The following is a 25,282-nucleotide window of genomic DNA, read 5'->3' as shown; positions in this document are numbered from 1 at the left end:
ATCCTGCGCCCAGCTGGGTGGGGACCGGACGCGCACGACGCGACCGGGCGGCGGTCGGACTCGTAGGCTGGAAATCATGACCAGCGATTCGACCGCCGCCGCGCGCGTCACCGACGGCACCGACTCCGCGGACAAGGAGTCCGTCGCCGGGCGGTGGGATGGGTTCAAGGAGCGCGGGCGCGCCTTCCGGGAACACGTGGCGCAGCGCCCTACCCTCAACCTCGGCTACCGCATCGTCGTCGGCGTGGTCGGTGGTTTGGTACTGATCGTCGGGATCATCACGATCCCGTACCCCGGACCCGGCTGGGCGCTGGTGTTCGCGGGATTCGGCATCCTTGCCACCGAGTTCGTCTGGGCCCATCACACATTGAACTGGGTGCGCGGCAAGTACCGGATCGTCATGGACTGGTACACCTCGCGCGGCTGGTTCATCAAGGTGCTCGGCGCGGTGGCCACCTTCGCCCTCGTCCTGGTGACGTTGTGGCTGCTCGGTACCTTTTCGATGGTCGCAGGGTGGATCGGAGTCGATTGGCCATGGTTACGCAGTCCCCTGATGTCGTGAGCACCGCTCCCGGTCATCTGCTCACCGATCCGGTCTGGGTCGCCGCCAAGATCGACGCGATGAGCCATACCTGGGGCACCGATGTTCCCCGGGTCGCGGGCACCCTGTGGTGGTGCATGGTCGCCTCGACGCTGGTCGAGCAGATCGCCGTCGCCTACGCGGCGGGCACACCGGCTCCGGTCGCCGCACTGGGCGAATTCGATTGCGTGGTCCGCCCCGACGGCGGCGTCGAACGCGCGCGGTTCCATCGGGTACCGGTCGACGCCGCCGGTCGCTCCGTGCGCTCGGATGTGGGTGGCGAGATCGGCGCCGCCGCTGCCGAGGAGGTCGCGACCGCACTGCGCGACACCTTGACCGCGGTGATTTCCCAGGTCGCGACCGTTTCCGGGGCCGGAGTTCCGTCGCTGTGGGCGGTCGTGGCCGATGCCATCGGCAACCGCGCGCTCGACGCGGGCACCAAGGAAGCCGCGACCCGCCTCGCGGCCGACGTGGGCGCCCGCTTGCCGACGCCGCGATTCGTCACCGTAGGCGGACGCACCTTCGTCCGGCGCGCGTCGTGCTGCCTGGTCTACGAGGTGCCCGGCCGAGAGATGTGCACGAGTTGCCCGAAACGTTCGCCCGCCGACCGAGCCGAGCAGCTGGCCGCGGCCGCGCGCGCCCGGCCCTGAATCGGCGAACGGGTCGCGCGGATCCGCGGGGACCGGCACCGTGCCCGGCGCGGACGGCGTCCTCGTCGCTGTCATCGACCAACACGCGGCCTAGGTCCATCGACACGGCCTGTCGGCGCTCCCGATAGCATGGGCGGGCGCAGGAAGGACCCTGCGAGAACTGCCGGATCGACCCGGCACCGAAGTCAAGGAGAGCATCCCCGTGACCACCTCTGCACCCATCAGTCCAGTCGCCCTCGTTCGAGTGCCGGCCGGGACTACGGCGGGCGCGGCGGTACGGGAAGCGGGTTTGCCTACCAAGGGCCCCGACACCGTCGTGGTCGTACGCGATGTCGACGGCGCGCTCAAGGATCTGTCCTGGATCCCGGAAGAAGACGCCGACGTCGAGCCGGTTCCCGCCAACAGCGAGGACGGGCGCAGCGTGATCCGGCACTCGGCCGCGCACGTGCTCGCCCAGGCGGTGCAGCAGGAGTTCCCGGACGCGAAGCTCGGCATCGGCCCGCCGATCAAGGACGGCTTCTACTACGACTTCCAGGTCGACAAGCCCTTCACCCCCGAGGATCTGGCCAAGCTGGAATCGCGGATGAAGAAGATCATCAAAGGCGCGCAACGCTTTTCGCGTCGTGTCGTCGAAGTCGACGACGCCCGCGTCGAATTGGCGAACGAGCCGTTCAAACTGGAGCTGATCAGCGACAAGTCCGGCATCGACGACCCCGAGATCATGGAGGTCGGCGGCAACGAGCTGACCATCTACGACAACCTCGACCCGCGCACCGGCGAAAAGCTGTGGGGCGACCTGTGCCGCGGCCCGCACATCCCCACCACCAAGTTCATCCCCGCCTTCAAGCTCACCCGCTCCTCGGCCGCCTACTGGCGTGGCGACCAGGACCGCGAGGACCTGCAGCGCGTGTACGGCACCGCGTGGGAATCCACCGAGGCGATGGACGCCTACCTGGAACTGCTGGCCGAGGCCGAGCGCCGCGATCACCGCAAGCTCGGCCTCGAACTCGACCTGTTCTCCTTCCCCGACGCGCTCGGTTCGGGCCTGCCGGTGTTCCACCCCAAGGGCGGCATCATCCGCAAGGAGATGGAGGAGTACTCGCGTCAGCGCCACGTCGACGCGGGCTACGAATTCGTCAACACCCCGCACCTCACCAAGGGGCACCTGTACGAGATCTCGGGCCATCTCGACTGGTACAAGGACGGCATGTTCCCGGCCATGCACCTCGACGCCGAACTCAACGAGGACGGCACCGTCCGCAAGCCCGGCCAGGACTACTACGTCAAGCCGATGAACTGCCCGATGCACAACCTGATCTTCGGCGCGCGCGGCCGCTCCTACCGTGAACTGCCGCTGCGGATGTTCGAATTCGGCTCGGTGTACCGCTACGAGAAGTCCGGCGTGATCCACGGCCTGACCCGCGTGCGCGGCATGACCCAGGACGACGCGCACATCTACTGCACCAAAGAGCAGATGCACGCCGAGCTCACCAGCACCCTGCAGTTCGTCCTCGGCCTGCTGAAGGACTACGGCCTCGACGACTTCTACCTCGAGCTGTCCACCAAGGACCCGAAGAAGTACGTGGGCTCGGACGAGCTGTGGGCCGAGGCCACCGAAACCCTCGAAAAGGTCGCCGAGGCTTCGGGTCTGGACCTGGTGCCCGACCCGGGCGGCGCCGCGTTCTACGGTCCGAAGATCTCCGTGCAGGTCAAGGACGCGCTGGGCCGCACCTGGCAGATGTCGACCGTGCAGCTCGACTTCAACCTGCCCGATCGTTTCGACCTCGAGTACACCGCCTCCGACGGCACCAAGCAGCGTCCGGTGATGATCCACCGCGCCCTGTTCGGCTCGATCGAACGCTTCTTCGGCGTGCTCACCGAGCACTACGCCGGCGCGTTCCCCGCCTGGCTCTCGCCGGTGCAGGTCGTCGGCATCCCGGTGGCGGAAAACTTTGTCCCGCACCTGGATTCGGTGATCGAGCAGCTGCGCGACGCCGGCGTGCGGGCCCAGGTGGACCGCAGCGACGACCGGATGCAGAAGAAGATCTTCAACCAGACCGCGCAGAAGGTGCCGTTCATGTTGCTCGCGGGTGCGCGTGACGTGGAAGCGAACGCGGTGAGCTTCCGGTTCCGCGACGGCACCCAGGTCAACGGGGTGCCGGTCGCTGACGCGGTCGCCACGATCAAGTCCTGGGTCGCCCACCGCGAGAACGCCTCACCGACCGCCGAGGGGTTCGAGGTCGTCTCCGCGGCGGGTCAGGCATGAGCGGTCAGCGCCCGGAGGCGCTAGCCTGCGTCACCACGCAGGACGCCCGGGCAGGCCGAGAGGATGCAGCATCATGAGCGAGAACCTCGCCCCCGACGCCGGTGAGATCGTCGACGCCGGGGCAGGCCAGCCTGATCGCCTGCAGCGGTTGTGGACGCCGTACCGGATGTCCTACATCACCGGAGAGGTCAAGCCCAAGGACGCGACCGGGCATCCGTTCACCGATATCCCCAAGATGTCGGACGAGGACGGTCTGATAATCGCCCGCGGCGAGAATGTTTACGCCGTGCTCAACTTGTACCCGTACAACCCAGGGCACATGATGGTGGTGCCTTACCGCCGGGTAGCCGACCTGGAGGACCTCACGCCCGCCGAGAGCGCGGAACTGATGGCCTTCACGCAGCGGGCCATTCGCGTGATGAAGCAGGTCTCGCGGCCTGCCGGATTCAACGTGGGTCTCAATCTCGGTGGGGTGGCCGGTGGTTCGCTCGCCGACCACCTGCACCAGCACATCGTGCCGCGCTGGGGCGGGGATGCGAACTTCATCACCGTGGTCGGCGGGGTGAAGGTGATGCCTCAGTTGTTGCGCGAAACGCGGCAGCTGCTGGCGGAGGCGTGGGAGGAATAAAGAACGTGCTCAGCTTCTTCGGCCGCCAGACGTTTGCGAAAGCGACTGCGCCGCTGGGCAAAGCGCTCGTCGGGACGGGGCTCACCCCGGACGCGATGACACTGATCGGCACCGCGGCGACGATCGCCGCCGCGGTGACCCTGTTCCCCTCCGGACATCTGTTCTGGGGAACGATGGTCATCTGGCTGTTCGTCATGTTCGACATGCTCGACGGGGCGATGGCGCGCGCCCGCGGCGGCGGCACGAAGTACGGCGCCGTCCTCGACGCCACCTGTGACCGGGTGGCCGACGGCGCGATCTTCGGCGGGCTCGCCTGGTGGGCGGTCTATCACGAGCACAGCAAGCAACTGTTCGCGCTGACCTTGATCGTGCTGGTCACCTCGCAGGTGATCTCCTACGCCAAGGCGCGCGCCGAGGCGAGCGGTCTGTCCGCCGACGGCGGGCTCATCGAACGCCCGGACCGCCTGGTCATCGTGCTGGTCGGCACCGGGCTCACCGGCATCGGCGGGCACTGGGGGATCGACTGGCTCACCTGGGCCGTGTACGTGGCGATGTGGGTGCTGGCGGTGCTGAGCATCGTGACGGTGTTCCAGCGAGTGCTGGCGGTGCGCAACTCGCCGGGTGCCCGGGTGGTTATCGCGCCGGCGCCGCGGCCGGACGCGACAGGGGGATCGGCGTCGTGAGCCTCAAAGATCGATTGAGCGACTGGGGGTACGCCGCGGGTTGGAGCCTTGTGCGTTCGGCACCGGAAGGGTTGGTGCGCAGGGTCTTCGATCTCGGCGCCGACCGTGCGGTGAAGGGCGGCGGCCCGGAACAGTTGCGCCGCAATCTCGCACGTGTCCTCGGCGTGCCGCCCGAGCAGGTGCCCGATGACCTGATGCGGGCGAGCATGCGTTCCTACGCTCGCTATTGGCGTGAGGCGTTCCGGCTGCCGTCGATGGACCACACCACCGTCGACTACTACGTCGGCGGTTTGGAACATCTCGACGCGGCACTCGAACAGGGCCGAGGCGTCCTGTTGGTGCTCCCGCATTCGGGCAACTGGGACATGGCCGGTGTGTGGTTGGTGCAGCACTACGACACCTTCACCACCGTGGCCGAGCGGCTGAAGCCCGAATCGTTGTTCGAGCGGTTCGTCGCTTACCGCGAGAGCCTCGGTTTCGAGGTTTTCCCGCTCACCGGTGGCGAGCAGCCGCCGTTCGTCGCGCTCGCGCAACGGCTGCGGCAGAACCGGATCGTGTGCCTGATGGGGGAACGCGATCTCACCGGCAAGGGCGTGCCCGTCGACTTCTTCGGCGAGCGCACCTGGATGCCCGCCGGTGCCGCCAAACTGGCCATCGAGACCGGTGCCGCGCTCATGCCGGTGCACGGCTGGTTCACCGTCGGCGACGACGGCACCGAGGGCTGGGGACTGAAAGTCGAACCGGCACTGGATGTTTCCGGCGGGGTCGCGGCCGCGACGCAGGCCCTCGCAGACCAGTTCGCCGCCGATATCGCCGAGCATCCGGCCGACTGGCACATGCTGCAACCGCTCTGGGAAGGCGATCTGTCGCCCGAACGACTGTCGCGGATCACCGCGCAGCAGGCGGGGGGACAGCCGTGAGGATCGGCATGATCTGCCCGTATTCGTTCGATGTTCCCGGCGGCGTGCAGGCTCATGTCGTCGAACTCGCCAGAGTGTTCATCGAACGCGGGCACAAGGTGAGCGTGCTCGCCCCCGCCTCCGACGACACACCGCTGCCCGAGTTCGTCGTCTCGGCCGGTCGCGCGGTCGCGATTCCCTACAACGGGTCGGTCGCGCGGTTGTCGTTCGGTCCGATGGCCTACACCAGGATCCGGCGCTGGATCGACAGCAACGACTTCGACGTGCTGCACATCCACGAACCCAACGCCCCGAGCCTGTCGATGCTTGCCCTCAAGATCGCCGAGGGTCCGATCGTGGCGACCTTCCACACCTCGACCACGAAGTCGTTGGTGCTCAGCACTTTTCAGGGTGTGCTCCGTCCGTATCACGAGAAGATCAGCGGACGGATCGCCGTGTCAGAGCTGGCCAGGCGCTGGCAGGTCGAGGCGCTCGGCTCCGACGCGGTGGAGATTCCCAACGGGGTCGACGTGTCGGCGTTCGCGCGCGGTGCGCCACTGGACGGGTATCCGCGCGCGGGTCGCGCGGTGCTGTTCCTCGGTCGCTACGACGAACCGCGCAAGGGCATGGACGTATTGCTCGGTGCGCTGCCCGCCCTCATCGAGCACCACCCCGACGTGGAGATCCTCATCGTCGGGCGCGGTGACGAGGAGCGGCTGCGTCGTGAAGCCGGCGAGCACGCAGGCCATCTGCGGTTCCTCGGACAGGTCTCCGACGAGGAGAAAGCCGCCGCCCTGCGCAGCGCCGACGTGTACGTCGCGCCGAATCTGGGTGGGGAGAGCTTCGGCATCATCCTGATCGAGGCGATGGCGGCGGGCACGCCGGTGGTCGCGAGCGAGCTCGACGCCTTCCGGCGCGTGTTGCGCGACGGGACGGCGGGCATGCTCACGCCGATCGGTGACTCCGAGGCGCTGGCCACCGCGATCGACACGTTGCTGACCGACGACGAGACCCGCGAGCGTCTCGTGCGCACCGCGACCCAGGTGGTCGCCGGCTACGACTGGCCCGTCGTGGCCGAACAGATCCTGCGGGTGTACGAGACCGTCACCGTCGGCGACAATCGGGTGCGGGCCGCCGGATGATCACCTTCTCCGCGACCACCGTTCTCGTTCTCGGGCTGATCGCCCTGCTCGTTCTCGCGCTCGGCGTGTGGGCCTACTCCACCGCGAACCGCCTCGACCGGCTGCACGTGCGCTCCGACCAGTCCTGGCAGGCACTCGATGCCGCGCTCGCTCGTCGTGCCGTGGTGGCGCGCGCGGTGGCCATGTCGGAGGCCGGTCCGGTGAGTGCCGATCCGCGCCGCGCCGAACGGGCCACCCAGCTCGCCGCGCTGGCCGATCGCGCCGAACGTGCCGACCGCGGTGACCGGGAAACGATCGAGAACCAGCTCTCCGCCGCGCTGTCGCTCGTCGACATCGACCACCTGCGACCCCAGCTGGTGGCCGAACTCGCCGACGCCGAGGCGCGCGTGCTGATCGCGCGCCGCTTCCACAACGACGCCGTGCGCGACACCCTCGCCCTGCGCACCCGCAGGCCCGTGCGCATTCTGCATCTGGGCGGCACCGCACCGCTGCCGCACTACTTCGAGATCACCGAACGCGCGACGCCCGCCGCGGCCACCGGCCTCGTCGTCCACACCACCCGCACGTCCGCGCGGGTCGTCCTGCTCGACGAGCAGAACCGCGTGCTGCTGCTGCGCGGCCACGACCCGATGATTCCCGAGGTCGCCTTCTGGTTCACCGTCGGCGGCGGTGTCGAACCGGGGGAGAACCTGCGCGACGCCGCGGTCCGTGAGGTCTACGAGGAAACCGGCCAGCGCGTCGACCCCGCCGCGCTGCGCGGTCCGCTGTGGCGACGCGTGGCGGTGTTCCCGTTCAACGGCGAACTCATCCGCTCCGAAGAACTGTTCTTCACCCTGCGCTCGCCGGGTTTCGAATGGCGCCCCGCCGACCTCACCGCCCTCGAACGCCGCACGATCACCGACCACCGCTGGTGCTCGGCCGACGACATCCGCAGCCTCGACGCCGCGGGCGAGGCCGTCTACCCGTATCACCTCGACGAACTGCTCGCCGAAGCTGTGACCGCGGCCGTGGACGACACCAAGCACGTGGTCCGCTCGATTCGCTGAAAGGCCGCGACGGCACGGGCTCGCGGTGCGTTCGGGCCGCTGGGCGGTCGAAACGACGCAGGGCTCGTGGTGCGTTCGGATGCTGAAACCCGGCCGGGACGGCACTGAACTCGTAGACCGTTCGGCATGATGAGAGACGGCTGGGACAACACGGGGCCTGTGGTCCGCTGAGGTCATCGGTGCGGCGGTTACGGTCGGTCGATCTGGTGCGCGACGACGATCGGAGGCGAAGCATGGCAGCTCGGGAAAGATCTGTCGGAATCGCTGAGGTCATCGGGTTTCGGTTGCTTTCACACAATCTGCTCACCCGGCGACCGCTCGACGATCTGCTCGAGGTGGCCGGCGCGTGCGCGGTGCAGAACAGTCCACCAGGTTCGGCGCTGCTCGCACTGGCGGCCCGGGTCGACGGCGTGACCGGTGCGCGCGTCGATGACCTTGTCGCGCAGGACAAGTCGTTGTTACAGACCTGGTGCATGCGTGGTTCGCCGTACTTCTTCCCGACCGCCGACGCGCCGGTGTTCACCTCGGGTGTCCTGCCGACGACCGAGGCGGCGCGGCTGCGCCTGATCAGCGGTGTCGGTCCGGCGCTCGACACGCTCGGGATGGGCCTCGACGACGTGGTGGACCGCACCGTCGCGCAGATCGGCCCGGTGCTCTCGCAGCGCGCGGTGGCGATCGGCGAACTCGGCGCGGAGCTCGCCACACGCATCGCGGACACACTCACCGCGACCCAGCGCGCAGCCTGGGATGCCCCGGGTCCGTATGGCGCGAACCAGCCGCTTGGCGAGGCCGTCGTGCACTTCTGCCTGCGGATCCTGACGCTACGCGGCATCGTCTGCATCGCGCCGCGCACCGACAACACAGCACCGTTCGTCCTGCTCGAGGAATGGCTCGGCGAGCCGTTGCCCGAGACCGACCCCGCAGCGGATCGCGCCGCACTGCTGCGCCGCTATCTGCGGTGCTACGGACCGTCGTCCCGTGGTGAATTCGCAGCCTGGCTCGGTGTGCGAGCCGGTGACGTGGATCCGTGGTGGGACACGGTGGCGAACGAACTCGCTCCGGTCGAATACGACGGTCGGCGCCGGTGGATCCGCACCGAGGACCTGGATGAACTCCGGTCAGCGCACGAAGCACACGGTGTACGGCTGCTGCCACCCGGCGATCCCTACACGCAGACACGGGATCGCGACACCATCGTCGAATCGAAATATCAACGCGCGGTATGGAAGACGGTCGGCGCACCGGGCGTGGTGCTGTCCGACGGCGCCGTCGCCGGAATCTGGCGGCCACGCAAGAGCGGGCACACACTGACACTGACCGTTACGCCGTTCCAATCGATGAGCTCGCGGGTTCGCGCACAGGTGCGTGCGGAAGCGGCACCCGTGGCGGCGTTGCGCGGCGCGTCCGAAGTCCACGTTCAGTTCGACCGTCCCGCAAGCTGACCGACTGCCCTTCCCGCCTCGACGGTCGACGTCGGAAAATCAGTTGACGTTCCCGGTGTCGGCTCACCTAAGGTGAGCGGGTGAATTCTCCGGAGGCGTCCAGAAGGTAGCCGTCCGGCCTGCGGGTCGGGCGGCGTTGTGGGTCAATCCTCCATCGGTCCGCGGACCGGTGCGAGGTGTCGTTCGCAACGCCGGATGATCGTCGATTCCTCGCGGCCGGGCCATGATTCGCCCGATGCCGCATCGTCTCGGACACCGCGCGCGACGCGCGGTGTCCCGGTATCCGGAGAGTTGACTATGCCCATCGGGGTTTTCGTGCTGGCTGCCGCGGTTTTCGCGCAGGGCACATCGGAATTCATGATGTCGGGGTTGCTGGCGCGGACCGCCGCCGACTTCGCCGTTTCGCTCGGCACAGTGGGGTTGCTGACCTCGGTGTACGCGGTCGGCATGGTGCTGGGGGCGCCGACGATGGCGGCCACCGCGGGCCGGTGGCCGCTACGGCGTTCGGCGACAACGTTTCTCGCGCTCTTCTGCGTCGCCCATATCGTGGGTGCTGTCACCACCGATTTCGCGGTGCTGGTGGCTACCCGTGCGGTCGCCGCGGTCGCCAATGCCGGATTTCTGGCGATCGTACTGGCCGCGCTGCCGCGGCTGGTCGGGCCCGCGCTGCTCGGGCGGGCGACCTCGATCATCGTGTCCGGGGTGACCGTGGCCTGCATCGCGGGCGTACCCGCGGGGACGCTGCTCGGGCAGCTGTGGGGCTGGCGATCAGCCTTCGCGGCCGTCGCAGTGGTGAGCGCGGCGGTTCTGATCCCGGTGGCGTCGATGGTGCCGCGTGACGGCGCGGGGGCGGACGCATCGGATCGGTCGATGTGGTCGGAGTGGGCGGTGCTCGGTGTGCGCGAGGTGCGGTCGGCGGTGGTCGTGGGGGTATTGGTCAACGCCGCGACGTTCGCCGCGTTCACCTACCTCGGCACCATCGCCGCTGGAATCGCGGGAACAACCAGGGGCTGGGTCCCGCTGGTGCTGGCGTTGTTCGGTCTCGGTTCCTTCGTCGGGGTGACGCTCACCGGGCGGTACAGCGACCGCCGCGGCCGCTCCATCATCACCGTGGGCACGGTCGGGCTGGTCGGCGTGTGGGCGTTGGCGGCGGTGACCGCGCACACGATCGCCGGGGTCGCGGTCATGACTTTGCTCACCGGGGCGGCCGCGTTCGGCGTCGGATCCGCGTTGATCGCGACGATCGTGCGGACCGCCGCGCCCACCGCGCCGCGCCTCGCGGGCGCGATGGCCACCACCGCGCTCAACATCGGCGCGGTGCTCGGTCCGATGGTCGCCGGCGTGGCCGTCGATCGCACGCAGACCCCGGTCGCGGCGTTGTGGTGCGCTGCGGGCACCGCGGCTGTGGCGGCGGTGATCGTGCAGTTCGACCGCGCCCGGCGCGGCCCGGCGGCGGACCCGGTCGGGGTCGGCGCGCGGTGATCAGGAGGCCATTGGAGAAGGCCAGCCGTGGACTGGTTCCGCATCTGCGCTGGTCGCGACAAGGCCAGTGGTGCCCAACTGGCTATGAAGGCCGAATTCGGGCAGCTCTAGAATCGACGGTGAACCCCGATCCGAGCGACTTGATTGGCGCCCATGACACAGGAGACATTCGTGACTACGCCTGAGACCACCAACACCGTCGGCACCGCCCGCGTGAAGCGCGGCATGGCCGAGATGCTCAAGGGTGGCGTGATCATGGATGTGGTCAACGCCGAGCAGGCCAAGATCGCCGAAGACGCGGGCGCCGTGGCCGTGATGGCGCTCGAGCGGGTGCCCGCCGACATCCGCGCCCAGGGTGGCGTGTCCCGGATGAGCGACCCGGACATGATCGACGGCATCATCGCCGCCGTCTCCATCCCGGTCATGGCCAAGGCCCGCATCGGTCACTTCGTCGAGGCGCAGATCCTGCAGAGCCTCGGTGTCGACTACATCGACGAGTCCGAGGTCCTCACCCCCGCCGACTACGCCAACCACATCGACAAGTGGAACTTCACCGTCCCCTTCGTCTGTGGCGCCACCAACCTCGGCGAGGCCCTGCGCCGCATCACCGAGGGCGCGGCCATGATCCGCTCCAAGGGCGAGGCCGGCACCGGCGACGTCTCCAACGCCACCACCCACATGCGCACCATTCGCGGCGAGATCCGCCGCCTGACCTCGCTGTCCGAGGACGAGCTCTTCGTGGCCGCCAAGGAACTGCAGGCCCCGTACGAGCTGGTCCGTGAGGTCGCCCAGACCGGCAAGCTCCCGGTCGTCATGTTCACCGCGGGCGGTATCGCCACCCCCGCCGACGCCGCCATGATGATGCAGCTCGGCGCCGAAGGCGTCTTCGTCGGCTCCGGCATCTTCAAGTCCGGCAACCCCGAACAGCGCGCCGCCGCCATCGTCAAGGCCACCACCTTCTACGACGACCCGGACGTCCTGGCCAAGGTCTCGCGCGGCCTGGGCGAGGCCATGGTCGGCATCAACGTCGAAGACATCCCCCAGCCCCACCGCCTCGCCGAGCGCGGCTGGTGATTGTGGGCCCGAAGTTGTTCGGGCACTGAGAGATTCGCCTCGGCGGGCGTCGTGATCACGACGCCCGCCGAGGCATTTTCGGGTGGGTCGACCGCCCAGACGTCGGCTACGCCGCATCTGTTTGTCGGCAGGCTCGCGGCTGAGCGCTGTGCTCGAGTGCGGTCAGGTCGCTGCTACGGCTGGCCCGCTGCGCCTTCGGTGTCGGTGGTGAGGGCGTCGGCGAAGTTCTCGGCGTAGCCGAGGATGAGGTGGCGGTGGGTGGGGAGTTGGACGGCCAGTTCGTGCCAGGCGATGGCGGTGGGGGAGCCGTAGAGGTGGGTGAGGTCGGTGATCAGGGCCGCTGCTTGTTCGGGGGTCGGGGAAGTGGGGCGGGCGAAGGCGAGGAGGGAGGCGCCGATGGCGATGTGGCGGTAGCCGTGGGTGGCCATGCGGCGGACTACGGTGTGGTTGTCGTAGGTGGACCAGTCGTCGGCGAAGTAGCCGTTGGGGATGCCGGCGATGGCGAGGTCGTCGCGGTCGACCGGGACGCGCTGGATCAGGACGACGTCGTCGACCACGCGGTCGGGGGAGCGATTGGCGGTGACGAGGGCGGTGAGCTCGTCCTCGGAGGCATTGCGGGTGTCGCGCAACGCTTCCCAGGGGACGCGGGCGGACGGATTGTCGAGCAGGGCGGCGATCCGGGAGACCGTGGCGTTCTCGGCGTGGTGGGTGGCAGCGGGGTCGTCCGCGTCGTCGGGGTGTTCGCTGTCGCCTTCGACGAGCCCGAGCGTGGCGTGCATGCTCGTGTACGCGCACTGGCCGAGGTCGTCGAGCGTGCACAGGATCCTGGCATCGGGATGATCCATGCGGACGAGCTCTAAGGCGTCGAGCAGTTGGGCGAAGGTGGTGACGTCGTCGAGGCGGGCAACGGTGTTGGAGTCCAGCCGGTTACGTCGAACGGGTGGTTCGCCCGGCTCGAAAGTCGTCATCTGCACTCCGACATCCTGGCACGGCCTACGGCGCGTCGGAGTGATCCCGCCGCCGGTGGGCGGTGTGGAGTCGATGTGGGCCGCGGTTGGCCCAGAAATTGCTGCCAACTGGGCATACCGTACAGTCGGTCCGTGACCGCGCTCGACTTCTCCTTGCTCGTCGTCGCGGGATTCTTCACCGGCCTGATCGGTTTCGTCACGGGGATGGCCTCGATCGTCTCCTATCCTGCGCTGCTGGCCGCCGGTCTGCCGCCCGTCGCGGCCAATGTCACCAATACCGTCGCGATGGTCGCTGTCGGCGTCGGCGCGACCGCGAATTCCGGGCGCGAACTCATCGGCCGCGGACCCACGCTGGTGCGCTGGGCGGTGCTGGCGGCGGTGGGCGGTCTCCTCGGTGCGCTCGCGTTGCTGGTCGCCCCGGCCGGGGCATTCGAGGTGGTCGTGCCGTTTCTGGTGGCCATGGCGTCGATCGCGCTGCTCGTGCAACCGCTGGTGCGCCGCCATATCGGCGAGCTGAGCGCGCCCTGGATCGTGCCGGTCGGCATCCTGCTCACCTCCGTGTACGGCGGCTATTTCGGCGCGGGCGCGGGCGTGATCTATCTGTCGATGATGCTGCTGTGCACCTCCGAATCCCTCTGGAGCGCATCGATTCTCAAGAGCTTCCTGCTCGGCATCGCGAACCTGGTCGCGGCGGTCGGCTTCGCGGCCTTCGGGCCCGTGCACTGGGGCGCGGCACTGGCCCTCGGCGCGGGGGCGCTGGCGGGTGGCTGGTGCGGTCCGCCGGTGGTGAAGGTGATCCCGCCGAGCGTGTTGCGCGTGGCGGTCGGGATCTGCGGCCTCGGCCTCGCCGTGTACTTGGCCGTTCCGGCGTAGCTCCGGATTCGCTCCGGCCAGCGCCTCTGCGCAACCCCGCATGCGCGCGCCGTCAGGGCCCTGGATTCGCCTGCCGGGGTGCCGCGCGGTCCGTAGTCTGGAGACGGTGCACCACTCAGATAGTGAAATCGCAATCCACGCAACAGAAGTCGCTTCGCAGGTGATTCGGACGGCCTTCCACGCCCCGCTCACGCACTACGCCAAACTGGGCGACGATTTCGCCACCCAGGCCGATATCGCCGCCGAGAAAGCCATCCTCGATGTCCTCGCGACCGCCTTCCCGGGCGACCGGTTCGTCGCCGAGGAGTCGGGAGTCACCGGATCAGCCCGCAGCGACCGCACGTGGTTCATCGATCCACTCTGTGGCACAAGGAATTTCGCGGTCGATACCGCGTTCGTGGCGGTGAATGTCGCCCTGCGTGACACCGGCACCGTGCAGGCGGCGGCAACCGCCGACCCCTTCGCCGACGAGGTCTTCTGGACAGCGGGGCAGGGTTCGTTCCTCCGCGCCGACGGCCGCGACGAGCCACTACACCCGCACGCCGGAAGCCACCTCGTCGACGTCGACCTCGACCACCCGTTCCCCTGGTCGACCCCCGCGCGACTCTTCGACGCCGACGGCTTCGCGGGCGAATTCCACCCGCGCGTGTTATCGACCTCCTTGGCCCTGGCCTGGGTCGCGGCAGGCCGCCGCGCCGCCTACATCACCGGCGGTGACCTGCGTGACAGCGTGCACTTCACCAGCGCGATCGCGATATGCCAGGCAGCGGGCTGTGTGGTCACCGGTCTCGGCGGGCAACCACTGCACACCGCCCCGCACGGACTGATCGCCGCAGCGGACGCGCCGACTCATGCCCGCCTGGTCGACGCGGTGGCCGGTCTGCGCCCCGGGTAACACTGGGGAACAACACAATCCGACGCGTCTCACAGACCCACGTTGTCTGTGTCTTAGGGTTTCCTCAAATTCACTGGGTAGCGTCCGGGCCGTGGCATCGAGGCCTGCGCTGTGTTGCGCCGGCCTCCGCCGTCGCCCCGTGGGCGAGAGACCGACCCGACGTAAGGACGAGTGGATGAAGTTTCGTAGGACCGGACGAGTCGCGATCGCAGGACTGGCTGTGGTCGCCGCCCTCGGGCTGAGCGCGTGCAGTGACGACAAGGGTGACACCACGTCCAAGACCGCTACCAGCGCCAAGACTTCGGCGAGCGGCGCGCCCACCGCGGAACTGCCTGCCGTGCCTACCGTCGAGCAGCTCAACGCGCAGCTCGGCACCGCGCTGGATCCGGCGGTCCCCAACGATCAGAAGCTGGACTTCGTGCAGGGCATCGAGGCCGATCCCGAGCTGCCGAACCGACTGGCCCAGGCGGTTGTGGACAACAACGTCCAGGTGCAGGTCACCGAGGTGACCTCGTTCGGTGACAGTGTCAACGCCAAGGCCAACTTCACGGTCAACGGCCAGACCAACCTCGTCGACGTGCCGTTCGTGGCCGAAGAGGGCAAGTGGAAGGTCCAGAAGTCGTGGGCCTGCGGCATGCTGACCAACCTCGGTCAGACCTCGGTCGCCTGCGCCTGATCTCTGCACGCTCGAGCCCCGTCCGGAATCTCGGACGGGGCTTTCGCGGATCTGGAGCACCTCGGCCGCAACGGTGTCCGTGCTGTCAGCTACGCAGCGCCGCCCGATCGGGATGATCCCAGCGGACCGTCCAGGTCGCGTCTTCGGGATTCTCGGCTGTGTGATCGCGCACAGCGGGCAAGGTCCACCGCTGATCGACCGGCGTAAGCCGCAGCGCCGCTTGCTCGCTCAGCTCCAAGCGCAGCGTCAGATCGAAGTCGAGACCGCGCCCCAGCAGCATCGGCCCCGCGAGCACCAGCACCAGATCGGCCTGCGCGGGGCGAATCCTCGCCCGCGCCGACCGATCCCGCTGCTCATCCCACAGCGCGGGCAACCACCGCCCGTCCTCGCGCATCGCGTCGAGGATCTCGCGGCGAATCGCCGCGTAATCGAACCACGCTGTGCGATAAGACCATTCGTCATCACGCCCGTATTCCATCCGCAACGACGCGGGCCGCACGAAGTCGTGCACCGACACCGCCGCCGCCGATCTACCTCGATCGGCGAGCGTCGCCACGATCCGCCTGCCCAGTTCGACGGGCACGGCGGCATCGGCACCGTCGACCGCGAGCACCCGTCGCCCCGGCAGCTCGACGAGCCGGTCGGCGACGAGCCGGGCCAGGGCCGTGGGCGAGGTGGGCGTGAATGTCGGCACGCCACCATCACAGCAAACTCCGCGCCGTCGCGGGAGAGCCGGACATACCGCCCGGTCGGCGAGGCGATAATCTCGAGCGCATGGCGACAATCGAAGAGGCGCTCGCAATCGAGCGCCTGGAGCGCGACATCTTCCGCGGCGCGTCCACGGAGTCTCAGCTACCGCGCACCTTCGGCGGTCAGGTGGCAGGCCAGGCGCTGGTCTCGGCGGTCCGTACCGTCGATCCCAGCTTCCAGGTGCATTCCCTGCACGGCTACTTCCTGCGGCCGGGCAATCCGGAGGAACCCACCGTCTACCTGGTGGAACGCATCCGTGACGGCCGCTCGTTCTGCACCAGGCGGGTCACCGGCGTGCAGGACGGGCAGGCGATATTCACGATGTCGGCCTCGTTCCATCACGGTGACGAAGGGCCCGAACATCAGGACGTGATGCCCTCGGTCGATGGTCCCGACGACCTGCCCGACGCGAGCGTGACCATGACCCCCGAGCGGTTGTGGGCGATGCGCGAATGGGAGCACTGGGACATCCGCACCGTCCCGCAGGAGCAGGTCGTGTCGCGTGACGGTGCGGTCTCCCCGCAGCAGGTGTGGTTCCGGTACCGGCATCCGCTGCCCGACGACCCGATGTTCCACGTCTGCACGCTGGCCTATATGAGCGATATGACGCTGCTCGGCTCGTCGAAGGTGATCCACCCCGACGAACCGACCCAGAACGCGTCCCTCGACCACGCCATGTGGTTCCTGCGCCCGTTCCGCGCCGACGAATGGCTGCTCTACGACCAGTCCTCGCCCTCGGCCGGCTTCGGCCGGGCGCTGACCGGCGGCAAGATCTGGGACCGCGCGGGCAACCTGGTCGCCGCCGTCGTCCAGGAAGGCCTGATCCGGACACCGCGCCACAAGTAGTACGCCGGTGGTGGTCCGGTGCGGTGGCCGCCGCACCGGACCATGATCACCGAACCTGCACGCGCAGATGGCAGACCACGGTGTCGCTCATCCGGCGCAGCACCCGTTCGAGCTCGTCGCTGCGGTGGCTCGGCAGCACCCGATCCCACCCGCTCGGCGGGTCGATCTCGGCGATCACCACCACCTTGCGCCGACCGCCGAAATTGTCGCGGACATAGCGGGCGACCGGCCCGGCGACGGTGGCGTCGCTGTCCTCGAGCAGGACCAGGCGCACCTCGGGATGCCACACCTCCCACGCTTTCGTGAACGCCGTCGTCGACTCGCCCGGCAGGCAGACGTGCACCGCGGTGACGTCATCGCCGATCGACATGGCGGCCGAGAGCGCTTCGCGACTGAGTTCGCAGACTTCGGCGATCGGCACGATGATCGCGGTGCCGGTCGGGCGCGGCTGCGCGGGCACCGCACCGGTACCGCGGGAACCACCGATCCTGGTGTAGGCGTGGCGAATCCGTTCCATGCCGAGCATCAGCAGCGGCAGCACGACCACGATCAGCCAGGCGCCCTCGGTGAACTTCATCGCGGTGGTGACTACGGCCGCGACAAAGGTCAGTAGCGCGCCGAACCCGTTGAGCGTGATCCGCCAGCGCCAGCCCTCGGCGCGGGTCAGCCACCAGTGCCGCACCATGCCGGTCTGGGCGATGGTGAACCCGACGAACACGCCGATCGCGAACAGCGGGACGAGCGCGTTCATGCTGCCCGCCGCGGCCACCACCAGTACCGCGGCACTGATTCCGAGTGTCAGCACGCCGTAGCGGTACACGCGGCGCGGGGTCGCGACGGAGAAGCGGTGTGGCAGGCAGTTGTCGTCGGCCAGCAGCCGGGTCAGCGTCGGCAGGCCACCGTAGGAGGTGTTCGCCGCGAGGGCGAGCAGGATGACGGTGGCGAACTGCACCACGTAGTACCCGACCCCGTGGCCGAGCGCCGCCTCGGTGAGCTGGGAGAGCACGGTGGTGCCCTCGATCGGCTGGAGCGAGAACTTCTCGATCAGCACGGCCAGCCCGATCAGCATCGTGCCGAGCAGCAGCCCCAACGCGACCTCGGCGCGCTGGGCGCGGCGCACCCGCGGCTGTTCGAAACTGGGCACCGCGTTCGCGATCGCCTCGACGCCGGTCAACGCCGCGCAGCCGCTGGAGAAGGCCTTGAGCAGCAGCAGGACGCCGACCGTGTGGATATCGCTGACCGCCGCGGACCCCGCCGTCACGGCCGCCGGTTCCGTTCGCAGCAGGCCGCCGATGATCACCACGAAGATGCTGCCGACGAACACCGCCGTTGGCAGCATGAAAGCCTTCGCGCTCTCGGTGATCCCGAGCAGGTTGAGCGCGGTGATGCCGGCCAGCACCGCCAGGCAGATCCCCACCGTGTACCCGTGCAGCGCGGGGAACGCCGAGGTCAGCGCGGCGACACCGGCCGCGATCGAAACGGCGACATTGAGCACGTAGTCGACGATGAGCGAGGCCGCGGCGAGCAGGCTGGTCCGGTCGCCGAGGTGCTTCTTGGCGACCGCGTAGGCACCGCCGCCGTTGGGGAACGCCACGATCACCTGGCGATAGGACGCGATGAGAACGGCGAGCAGGGCCGCGATGGCGAGGGTCACCGGCAGGGTCATGCCGAGTCCGAGCCCGCCCGCGGTGGCCAGGACCAGCACGATGGCTTCCGGTCCGTAGGACACCGAGGCCATCGCGTCGAGGGACAGTCCGGCCAGGCCGGTGGGAACGGTCAGTCCGCGGCGCTCCGGGACGATCTGCGCAGGTCCAGGAGACTTGCGTGGCAGCAGTGCAATCACATATCGCAGTGTCGACCCGTTTCGCGCGGATGCACCCGCCGTTGACGCAACCTTGACACCGCGGCGTGAGCGGGCACACATCGCCGGTGCTCGTAAGCTCGATGCCTGTGAACGCTTCCTCGACTGCCTCCCGGCCGACCATCGGTGTCCTCGCGCTCCAGGGTGATGTGCGCGAACACGTTGCCGCGCTGGCGCACTGCGGTGCCGATCCGGTGCTGGTGCGGCGGGAATCGGAGCTGGCCGCCGTCGACGGGCTCGTGCTGCCCGGCGGTGAGTCGACCGCGATCTCCAAGCTGTTGCAGGCCTTCGACCTGCTGGAACCGTTGCGGGCGCGGCTGCGCGACGGGCTGCCCGCGTTCGGTTCCTGCGCGGGCATGATCCTGCTCGCCTCGGAGGTGCTCGACACCAGGGCCGACGCCCAGCACCTGTCCGGGATCGATATGACGGTGCGGCGCAACGCGTTCGGGCGTCAGGTCGACTCCTTCGAGACGGATCTGGACTTCACCGGCCTCGACACGCCCGTGCGCGCGGTGTTCATTCGCGCGCCGTGGGTGGAGCGAGTCGGTGACGGTGTCGAGGTGCTGGCGCGGGTGCCGCACGGGCCCGCGCAGGGGCGCATCGTGGCAGCCAGGCAGGGCAATGTGGTGGCGACCTCGTTCCACCCCGAGGTGACCGGTGATCTTCGCGTGCACGAACTGTTCGCCGACCTGGTTCGTTCAGCGCGGTAAAGCCCGCGTCGCCGGGCGTGGCGGACGGTGAGTAGGCTGGATCGAGCTTGTCCGCCCGGGCAGACGCGCAACCGACTTGAAGGAAGTAGGGCATGAGCGGCCACTCCAAATGGGCCACCACCAAGCACAAGAAGGCGGGAATCGACGCCAAGCGCGGCAAACTCTTCGCCAAGCTGATCAAGAACATCGAGGTGGCGGCCCGCACTGGTGGTAGTGACCCTGCGGGCAATCCGACGCTGTTCGACGCCATCCAGAAGGCGAAGAAGACTTCGGTCCCCAACGACAACATCGAGCGCGCCCGCAAGCGCGGCGGTGGTGAAGAGGCCGGCGGCGCCGACTGGCAGACGATCATGTACGAGGGCTACGGGCCCAACGGTGTCGCCGTGCTGATCGAGTGCCTCACCGACAACCGCAACCGCGCCGCGGGCGAGGTCCGGCTGGCGATGACCCGCAACGGCGGCAACATGGCCGACCCGGGTTCGGTGTCGTACCTGTTCGCCCGCAAGGGCGTGGTGACGCTCGAGAAGAACGGCCTGTCCGAGGACGACGTCCTCGAGACGGTCCTCGACGCGGGCGCCGAAGACGTCAACGACCACGGCGACGTCTTCGAGATCATCTCCGAGCCCGGCGATCTGATCGCGGTGCGCTCGGCCCTGCAGGCCGCGAACATCGACTACGACTCCGCCGAGTCCGGGTTCCAGGCGTCGGTGTCGGTCGCGGTCGACGCCGAGGGCGCGCGCAAGGTGTTCAAACTGGTCGACGCGCTCGAAGACAGCGACGATGTGCAGAACGTGTACACCAATGTCGACATCTCCGACGAGGTCGCCGCGGAACTCGACGACGAGTAGTCGGATTTCCGTGGAACCGCCCCGGCCGTGAATTCGGCCGGGGCGGTTCACGTTTCGGCTAGGAAGCCCGCTGCTGGTAGTAGCCCGACATCGACGGGTAGTAGTCGGCGAAATCCGGTCGTTCGGTGTGCGTGCACGCGGCGACGAACATATCCGCGTAGTACTCCCAGCCCGGACCGATCTGTGGGATCTCCGCCAGCTGATATTCCGAGGTCAGATGGTGGACCAGGCGCAGCTCGGTGGCCGCGCCGGTATCGAGCAGGGTCACTTCGAGGCGCCACAGGCCGATCTGATCGGTCGAGGAGATGCCGAGGTGGATCGGTGGGGTGCAGTCGTCGATGCGCATGGCCGTCCACGGCTCACCCTCCTCGAACCGCATCTGCACCTGGATGGTGTTGCCGGTGCCCGCGTCGCCCTCCCAGGTGCCGTACCACCCCGAGGTCAGATGCGGATCGGTCAACCGCGCCCACACCTCCTCGATCGGCAACCCCAACGACCTGGTGATCACCAGATCCCGCCCCTCGGGCGTCGCCACGATGTCACCGGTGGGTTTGGCCATGTGTGGTTCTCCTCGCCTCGGACGGACCGACCACCTCGACGGTACCCGCGGGCGAAGTCAACGCCCGGCACAATGACGACATGACGCGAATCGAGATGGCCCGGGGTGACATCACCGAACAGCAGGTGGACGCGGTGGTCAACGCCGCGAACTCCTCGCTGCTCGGCGGCGGCGGTGTCGACGGGGCGATCCACCGCAAAGGCGGCCCGCAGATCCTGTCCGAATGCCGCGACCTGCGCGCCTCGCACTACGGCAAAGGTTTGCGAACGGGGCAGGCGGTGGCGACCACAGCCGGTCGATTGCCCGCGCGCTGGGTGATCCACACGGTCGGGCCCGTGTGGTCGGCCACCGAGGACCGATCCGAACTGCTCGCCTCCTGCTATCGCGAATCCCTGCGCGTGGCAGACGAATTGGGGGCGGCAACGGTCGCGTTCCCGGCGATCTCCACCGGCATCTTCGGCTGGCCGATGGACGACGGCGCGCGGATCGCGGTCGAGACCGTACGCGCGGCCGAAACGAACGTGACCCTGGTGCGGTTCGTCCTGTTCGACGATCGCGCGCTCGAGGTGTTCACCGCTGCCCTCGAATAGCGCCCGTTCAGCGACTGTGTGTGGCAAGTGTCAGCGAGTGCGAGCCGCAGCCGGCCGCGATGATCAGTCGGGCCACGAATGTGCCGGACCCCGGTGACACACTCGCGGCCATGGGGAACCCATAGTGCCGTTTCGGGTGCGGATCCCGATCTGTGCATCCGGTATCGATCCGCAACTGCACGCCATAGGCTCGACGAACCAGCAGTTCGCGGACCAGGCTCGTTTCGGCGGCCGGAGGATCGGGTTGGCTCGCGGCAATCGAATGTCCGCTTTTTGGGGGGAACCTTTGTCGCAATCGTGGGACGGTAAGTTCGACGTCGTTCCCGCCGAAGTCTCCGGCGCTGGTCGATACGTCCAGCTTACGGCGCAGGAACTCGTGAACGGACTCCGCGCGATAGACGCTGATGTCAACAGGTTGCTCGAGAATTGGACCGGCAACTCGGCGACGGCATATCGCGTCGGCTGGGACGAAACGCGCAGGGGCGCGCAAACTGTTCTGGAAGCATTGGCCACGATGGCCGAATTGTTGGTGTGGTCGCCGACACACACGTCGAGCTGGACACGCGACCCGCCTCGGACACCAGCTCGGTGGATCTGCCGTAACGCATTGGGGGAAGTACTTCATGACCGACTCGTACCGCGTTGACCTGGACGATCTCGACGACATTTCCACACAGCTCAGCGGCTTCGTCGGGTTCTTACCGAGAGTATTGCCGGTATCCAGCAACGCACGACCAATCTTCAGTCCAAGTGGACCGGCCCGTCTGCGGTAGCCGCCAACGATGCGTTCACGAAATGGGTGAGCGGCGCTCAGGATGTCACCGAAGGCATCGAGACCATGCGTACGTCAGCGCTGGCGGCACGGGACCGATACAACGCCGCCGTCGCGACGAACTTGCAAATGCTTGGCCGCTCGGCGGGTCACCAGTCGTGACAGTTCTGGATGTGTCCGCGCAGACCTATTACGACGCGGCCGACATCTGCGCGAAGGCGTCCTTCGGCCACTTCGAGGCGTTTAAAACCGCTATGAGATCTTTCGGCGACACCACCAATATGGCGGGAAGCGTCGGCGACGGCAAGAACTGGGCAGAATCCTACGACCATCAGTGCAAAGACATCTACACCATGTCGATCGACATCGTGCTCGCACTCGACGGGTACGCCCAGGTCCTTAGACAGGCTGGGTACAACCATGCCCTCGCCGACCATGACCCGAAGAGCGGCGAGCCGGAACCGGCCGCTCCCAACCTTAATCCTTCGTTTACTCTCACCCCACAGGAACTCACATCCCTCCTGGTACCTCCCTCAGCGGGAGGGCCAGGTCGCGGGCTTGTGGACGACGGGTTCGAACTGGCCGTGAAGGTCGGAATACCGATACCCGACGGCGACACGCCAAACTGTCGCGCGCAGGCGACGTTTGGCACAACCTGGTCAACAACGCCTTCGTCACAGCGGCACCGGTTGAAATCGAACGTGCTGCCGCTCTGTTCGAGCAGGTAACCTCTCCCGATGCAAGCTTCATCGATGAAGACCTGCGCCAACTCAAATCAGCCGCAAGCGATCTCGGCGGCGCGTACGGTGAACTCGCGCAAGCCTGCCGCGACCAGAAAACAGCTCACGATGACCTCCGAGAAGACCTCAGGCAACTGTGCGAACAACTCGCCACAGAGATCGCCGTCGAAGTCGCGGTCAACCTAGCCCTGTCCGTTGTAGCTTCCGCTGTCAGCTTCGGAGTAGGTGGCGCCGCGGTGGCTGCCAAGACCGCTGTCGCCGTCGCCAAGATCATCGACAAATTCGTGGACCTGATCAGGATAGCTGTCAAAGCGGCAAAGGTCCGGGCAGCGGTTATCATTGAGCGCGTTGGTGTACAAACAAGAGAAACAATCCAGCGCATCAAAGATCTAACAACACAACTCGTGAAAAAATTCGAAGACCGGAGAACAGGAAAAAAGACTACTGATCCGAATGTTCGAGATGACCCGTTCTGGAACGACATCAAGGCAACGCAGGATAACTATCCTGGAAGTGAACTGCCTCGTTCCTATGAAATGCAGGTCGGTGAAAACCGGATGTGGGTTCATGGTAATGCGACCGAGCATATGGTGGAGTATTTGCAACACATGGCGGGGCGTGGCGCTACCAAGGAGCAACTGGATCTGGCAACGCAGGCGCAGATGAAAAGTCTGCAGGCTGCGGCCGCCGAGGCCAGCCGGGATGGCGTCCCCTACAATGAGCTCGTACGTGTTGGTGGTTGAAAATTGAAATTTGCTCCGCCGCGCGAGGCTGGTCAGCTCCCCGTTGTCATCCGTGCGCTCCCGCTCGGTTGATTGGAGATCAATGGTAAAAGTGGTTGGACACACGGGCTGTTCTGATACCTCGGTCGAGGTCGATCCTTGGGTTCCGATGAAAGTCTCGTGGTCGCCTCGGCCCTCAACTGATTTACTCTACCTTCGAGTTTCAGGGCATGAAGGTGGAGAGGTCGAGCTAAAATTGGATTTAGAGACGGGTATGTTGATGGCGGCGATTGTTCTGGTCGCGCCGCCTGTATCGAATGTGTCCGTCGAGAGTTCGTCGGGGTATCACAGGATCGCCGAAGGTGCAGCTCCTGTGCTCGATCGGAGTATCTGGGGCCCGACCGATGGCGACGCAGGGCGATTGCGGCATGGATCCATAGTTCAATTGCATGACGAACTGGGGCTTCTTGTCGACGGACCAGAAATCAGACTTCGGTTCACCAGTAGCCGGGCATCGTCGATTATCGAATGTGGGCATGTCTGGGTTGGGGTCTCTGACAGCGGTGAGCTGTCAGAGATTGGTGCAGTTTCGAGTTGAGCGAAGCTGCGGACCGGGGCTTTCGTCCGGAGGCTGTTTGATGGGAGGTGGCGAGGACTGCTCGGCCTTGATTTTCGTTGGCAGGTTGGTCTTCGTTTTCCATAGTTCGAGGGGCAGGTTTCGGCTGGTCATTCCCGGCTCGTCGCGATAGAACGTGCCGGTTAGGTAGTGCTTCCACTCGAGTGAAGGCGGCGGCGAACTTGTTGTATAGGTGCGATGAACCGGGAAATATGCTGTGCCCGAGTCTGTTCGGCGTCGTTAGTGAGTGAAGATTTCGCGGCCTGCGCGCAGGTGTTGTTCCATCGCGGCGGCGGGCCGTCGACCGCGAGGAGGATCTGGGTGTGGCCGTGTACGGAGGCGCGCCGGCCAAGGGGCGTGCGGTGGAGACGGGGCCCGGGTGTGTCGGGTCCATTCCGTGGTTATCGTGCAGAGGGTGACCAGCGGCGGGTTCTGGGGTGGAAGGCGCCAGTAGGTGTGAAATTCGATGCCGATGGCCATCGATTTCTTCTGGCTGAGGGCTTCGTCGGAGCGGTCGATGATCTCGTGCAGGGGCAGCAGATTCGATTCGACAGCACGCAGGGCGGCGAGGTTGCCGCGCAGTCGCGACGCCGCGGGGAGGTCGGTGAAGGTAGTACCGCGGCCATGTCTGTGGTCGACCAGTCTTCTTCTTGGTCAATCCGCACATCGTCCTGTTCGACCCGGCCACTGTTCATCGACTACCTGGTCGCACATGGTGACGTGAAAGCGGGTATGCGGATGCCTCCTCCAAAGGCACGCCCAGCCAGTTCGTCGCCGAGCCTGGCCGAGTGATGCAGCGGGGCTACGCCTCCAACGAGCCCCTACCGCCGGGAATGTTACGTGAACTGGCTCATGCCGGTTAAATCGCAGCTCATGCACGAATCCGGCGACGAGATCTGCCCGCACGCCTGGTCCGTGCGCACCGGTGAACCCGACAAGCTCAGCCCGCGTCTGGTCGAGCTTG

Annotated in this window: 27 protein-coding genes; 23 read left to right on the top strand and 4 right to left on the bottom strand. The window is 67.2% G+C overall.

All coding sequences use genetic code 11. From position 1 onward, the window contains the following. Nucleotides 1–76 precede the first annotated feature (76 nt). From ACWZHB_RS17120 to pdxS, 11 genes are all read left to right on the top strand, one after another. Nucleotides 77–562: a TIGR02611 family protein gene (locus ACWZHB_RS17120; RefSeq protein WP_427908918.1), complete on the top strand. Its 486-nt coding sequence runs from the start codon at nt 77–79 to the stop codon at nt 560–562. Beyond that, a complete protein-coding gene (locus tag ACWZHB_RS17115; RefSeq protein WP_427908917.1) occupies nt 559–1,230 on the top strand; it encodes a (2Fe-2S)-binding protein in 672 nt (223 codons plus the stop codon). The genes ACWZHB_RS17120 and ACWZHB_RS17115 overlap by 4 nt, the downstream gene beginning before the upstream one ends. Before the next feature lie 202 nt (nt 1,231–1,432). Continuing rightward, on the top strand, nt 1,433–3,496 hold the full coding sequence (gene thrS / locus ACWZHB_RS17110) for a threonine--tRNA ligase (protein ID WP_427908916.1): 2,064 nt from the start codon (nt 1,433–1,435) through the stop codon (nt 3,494–3,496). A gap of 73 nt (nt 3,497–3,569) precedes the next feature. Beyond that, on the top strand, nt 3,570–4,124 hold the full coding sequence (locus ACWZHB_RS17105) for an HIT family protein (protein WP_427908915.1): 555 nt from the start codon (nt 3,570–3,572) through the stop codon (nt 4,122–4,124). A 5-nt stretch (nt 4,125–4,129) separates the two neighbouring features. Continuing rightward, a complete protein-coding gene (gene pgsA, locus ACWZHB_RS17100) occupies nt 4,130–4,807 on the top strand; it encodes a phosphatidylinositol phosphate synthase (RefSeq protein ID WP_427908914.1) in 678 nt (225 codons plus the stop codon). After that, nucleotides 4,804–5,727 carry a phosphatidylinositol mannoside acyltransferase gene (locus ACWZHB_RS17095; RefSeq protein ID WP_427908913.1) on the top strand — a complete coding sequence of 308 codons (924 nt, stop codon included), beginning with the start codon at nt 4,804–4,806 and terminating at the stop codon, nt 5,725–5,727. Before pgsA ends, ACWZHB_RS17095 begins: the two co-directional genes overlap by 4 nt. After that, nucleotides 5,724–6,848, top strand: coding sequence for a glycosyltransferase family 4 protein (locus ACWZHB_RS17090; protein WP_427908912.1), 1,125 nt, complete (start codon nt 5,724–5,726; stop codon nt 6,846–6,848). Before ACWZHB_RS17095 ends, ACWZHB_RS17090 begins: the two co-directional genes overlap by 4 nt. After that, the gene (locus tag ACWZHB_RS17085; protein ID WP_427909193.1) at nt 6,848–7,894 is read left to right on the top strand and encodes an NUDIX hydrolase; all 1,047 of its coding nucleotides are present in this window, start codon (nt 6,848–6,850) and stop codon (nt 7,892–7,894) included. The genes ACWZHB_RS17090 and ACWZHB_RS17085 overlap by 1 nt, the downstream gene beginning before the upstream one ends. Nucleotides 7,895–8,127: 233 nt before the next feature. Then, nucleotides 8,128–9,336 carry a winged helix DNA-binding domain-containing protein gene (locus tag ACWZHB_RS17080; protein ID WP_427908911.1) on the top strand — a complete coding sequence of 403 codons (1,209 nt, stop codon included), beginning with the start codon at nt 8,128–8,130 and terminating at the stop codon, nt 9,334–9,336. Between the two features lie 297 nt (nt 9,337–9,633). Then, nucleotides 9,634–10,818, top strand: a complete 1,185-nt coding sequence (locus ACWZHB_RS17075) for a Cmx/CmrA family chloramphenicol efflux MFS transporter (protein ID WP_427908910.1) — start codon at nt 9,634–9,636, stop codon at nt 10,816–10,818. Between the two features lie 153 nt (nt 10,819–10,971). Continuing rightward, complete coding sequence (gene pdxS / locus ACWZHB_RS17070; protein WP_266290719.1) at nt 10,972–11,892, top strand: pyridoxal 5'-phosphate synthase lyase subunit PdxS; 921 nt, start codon at nt 10,972–10,974, stop codon at nt 11,890–11,892. A gap of 173 nt (nt 11,893–12,065) precedes the next feature. Here pdxS and ACWZHB_RS17065 read toward each other — a convergent pair whose 3' ends face one another. Continuing rightward, entirely contained in the window at nt 12,066–12,860 is a 795-nt protein-coding gene (locus ACWZHB_RS17065) for a hypothetical protein (RefSeq protein ID WP_427908909.1), read from the bottom strand. Between the two features lie 132 nt (nt 12,861–12,992). On the opposite strand from ACWZHB_RS17065, the gene ACWZHB_RS17060 reads away from it, so the two are divergent. From ACWZHB_RS17060 to ACWZHB_RS17050, 3 genes are all read left to right on the top strand, one after another. Then, nucleotides 12,993–13,733 (top strand): TSUP family transporter, encoded by a 741-nt coding sequence (locus ACWZHB_RS17060; protein WP_427908908.1) that lies wholly within the window; start codon nt 12,993–12,995, stop codon nt 13,731–13,733. 40 nt (nt 13,734–13,773) lie between these two features. Beyond that, nucleotides 13,774–14,628 (top strand): inositol monophosphatase family protein, encoded by an 855-nt coding sequence (locus tag ACWZHB_RS17055; RefSeq protein WP_427908907.1) that lies wholly within the window; start codon nt 13,774–13,776, stop codon nt 14,626–14,628. A 175-nt stretch (nt 14,629–14,803) separates the two neighbouring features. Continuing rightward, nucleotides 14,804–15,304, top strand: coding sequence for a hypothetical protein (locus ACWZHB_RS17050; RefSeq protein WP_427908906.1), 501 nt, complete (start codon nt 14,804–14,806; stop codon nt 15,302–15,304). Between the two features lie 85 nt (nt 15,305–15,389). Here ACWZHB_RS17050 and ACWZHB_RS17045 read toward each other — a convergent pair whose 3' ends face one another. Continuing rightward, a complete protein-coding gene (locus tag ACWZHB_RS17045; RefSeq protein ID WP_427908905.1) occupies nt 15,390–15,998 on the bottom strand; it encodes a nucleoside/nucleotide kinase family protein in 609 nt (202 codons plus the stop codon). Nucleotides 15,999–16,078: 80 nt separating this feature from the next. Here ACWZHB_RS17045 and ACWZHB_RS17040 point away from each other — a divergent pair, with 80 nt between their 5' ends. Next, entirely contained in the window at nt 16,079–16,900 is an 822-nt protein-coding gene (locus ACWZHB_RS17040) for an acyl-CoA thioesterase (RefSeq protein WP_427908904.1), read from the top strand. Between the two features lie 46 nt (nt 16,901–16,946). Here the strand turns inward: ACWZHB_RS17040 and ACWZHB_RS17035 are convergent, their stop codons facing one another. After that, nucleotides 16,947–18,638 carry an APC family permease gene (locus tag ACWZHB_RS17035; protein ID WP_427909192.1) on the bottom strand — a complete coding sequence of 564 codons (1,692 nt, stop codon included), beginning with the start codon at nt 18,636–18,638 and terminating at the stop codon, nt 16,947–16,949. Between the two features lie 212 nt (nt 18,639–18,850). Between ACWZHB_RS17035 and pdxT the strand changes: the two genes are divergently transcribed. Together pdxT and ACWZHB_RS17025 are read left to right on the top strand one after the other, a co-directional pair. Continuing rightward, the gene (pdxT, locus tag ACWZHB_RS17030; RefSeq protein ID WP_427908903.1) at nt 18,851–19,471 is read left to right on the top strand and encodes a pyridoxal 5'-phosphate synthase glutaminase subunit PdxT; all 621 of its coding nucleotides are present in this window, start codon (nt 18,851–18,853) and stop codon (nt 19,469–19,471) included. A 92-nt stretch (nt 19,472–19,563) separates the two neighbouring features. Next, nucleotides 19,564–20,319: a YebC/PmpR family DNA-binding transcriptional regulator gene (locus ACWZHB_RS17025; RefSeq protein ID WP_067452155.1), complete on the top strand. Its 756-nt coding sequence runs from the start codon at nt 19,564–19,566 to the stop codon at nt 20,317–20,319. 58 nt (nt 20,320–20,377) lie between these two features. On the opposite strand, the gene ACWZHB_RS17020 is transcribed toward ACWZHB_RS17025, so the two are convergent. After that, nucleotides 20,378–20,878, bottom strand: a complete 501-nt coding sequence (locus ACWZHB_RS17020; RefSeq protein ID WP_427908902.1) for an SRPBCC domain-containing protein — start codon at nt 20,876–20,878, stop codon at nt 20,378–20,380. An 80-nt stretch (nt 20,879–20,958) separates the two neighbouring features. Between ACWZHB_RS17020 and ACWZHB_RS17015 the strand changes: the two genes are divergently transcribed. The 6 genes from ACWZHB_RS17015 to ACWZHB_RS16990 all read left to right on the top strand — a co-directional run bounded on the left by ACWZHB_RS17015 (nt 20,959) and on the right by ACWZHB_RS16990 (nt 25,110). Then, a complete protein-coding gene (locus ACWZHB_RS17015; RefSeq protein WP_427908901.1) occupies nt 20,959–21,468 on the top strand; it encodes an O-acetyl-ADP-ribose deacetylase in 510 nt (169 codons plus the stop codon). A gap of 262 nt (nt 21,469–21,730) precedes the next feature. Then, nucleotides 21,731–22,114, top strand: coding sequence for a WXG100 family type VII secretion target (locus ACWZHB_RS17010; RefSeq protein WP_427909191.1), 384 nt, complete (start codon nt 21,731–21,733; stop codon nt 22,112–22,114). Between the two features lie 63 nt (nt 22,115–22,177). Further along, nucleotides 22,178–22,402: a WXG100 family type VII secretion target gene (locus ACWZHB_RS17005; protein WP_427909190.1), complete on the top strand. Its 225-nt coding sequence runs from the start codon at nt 22,178–22,180 to the stop codon at nt 22,400–22,402. A gap of 11 nt (nt 22,403–22,413) precedes the next feature. Continuing rightward, on the top strand, nt 22,414–22,968 hold the full coding sequence (locus ACWZHB_RS17000) for a hypothetical protein (protein ID WP_427908900.1): 555 nt from the start codon (nt 22,414–22,416) through the stop codon (nt 22,966–22,968). Between the two features lie 248 nt (nt 22,969–23,216). Next, nucleotides 23,217–23,723 carry a hypothetical protein gene (locus ACWZHB_RS16995; protein WP_427908899.1) on the top strand — a complete coding sequence of 169 codons (507 nt, stop codon included), beginning with the start codon at nt 23,217–23,219 and terminating at the stop codon, nt 23,721–23,723. Nucleotides 23,724–24,774: 1,051 nt separating this feature from the next. Continuing rightward, nucleotides 24,775–25,110: a hypothetical protein gene (locus ACWZHB_RS16990; protein ID WP_427908898.1), complete on the top strand. Its 336-nt coding sequence runs from the start codon at nt 24,775–24,777 to the stop codon at nt 25,108–25,110. Nucleotides 25,111–25,282: the final 172 nt, after the last annotated feature.

Source organism: Nocardia sp. FBN12 (assembly GCF_054031145.1).
This window is presented reverse-complemented; position numbering and strand designations above follow the sequence as displayed.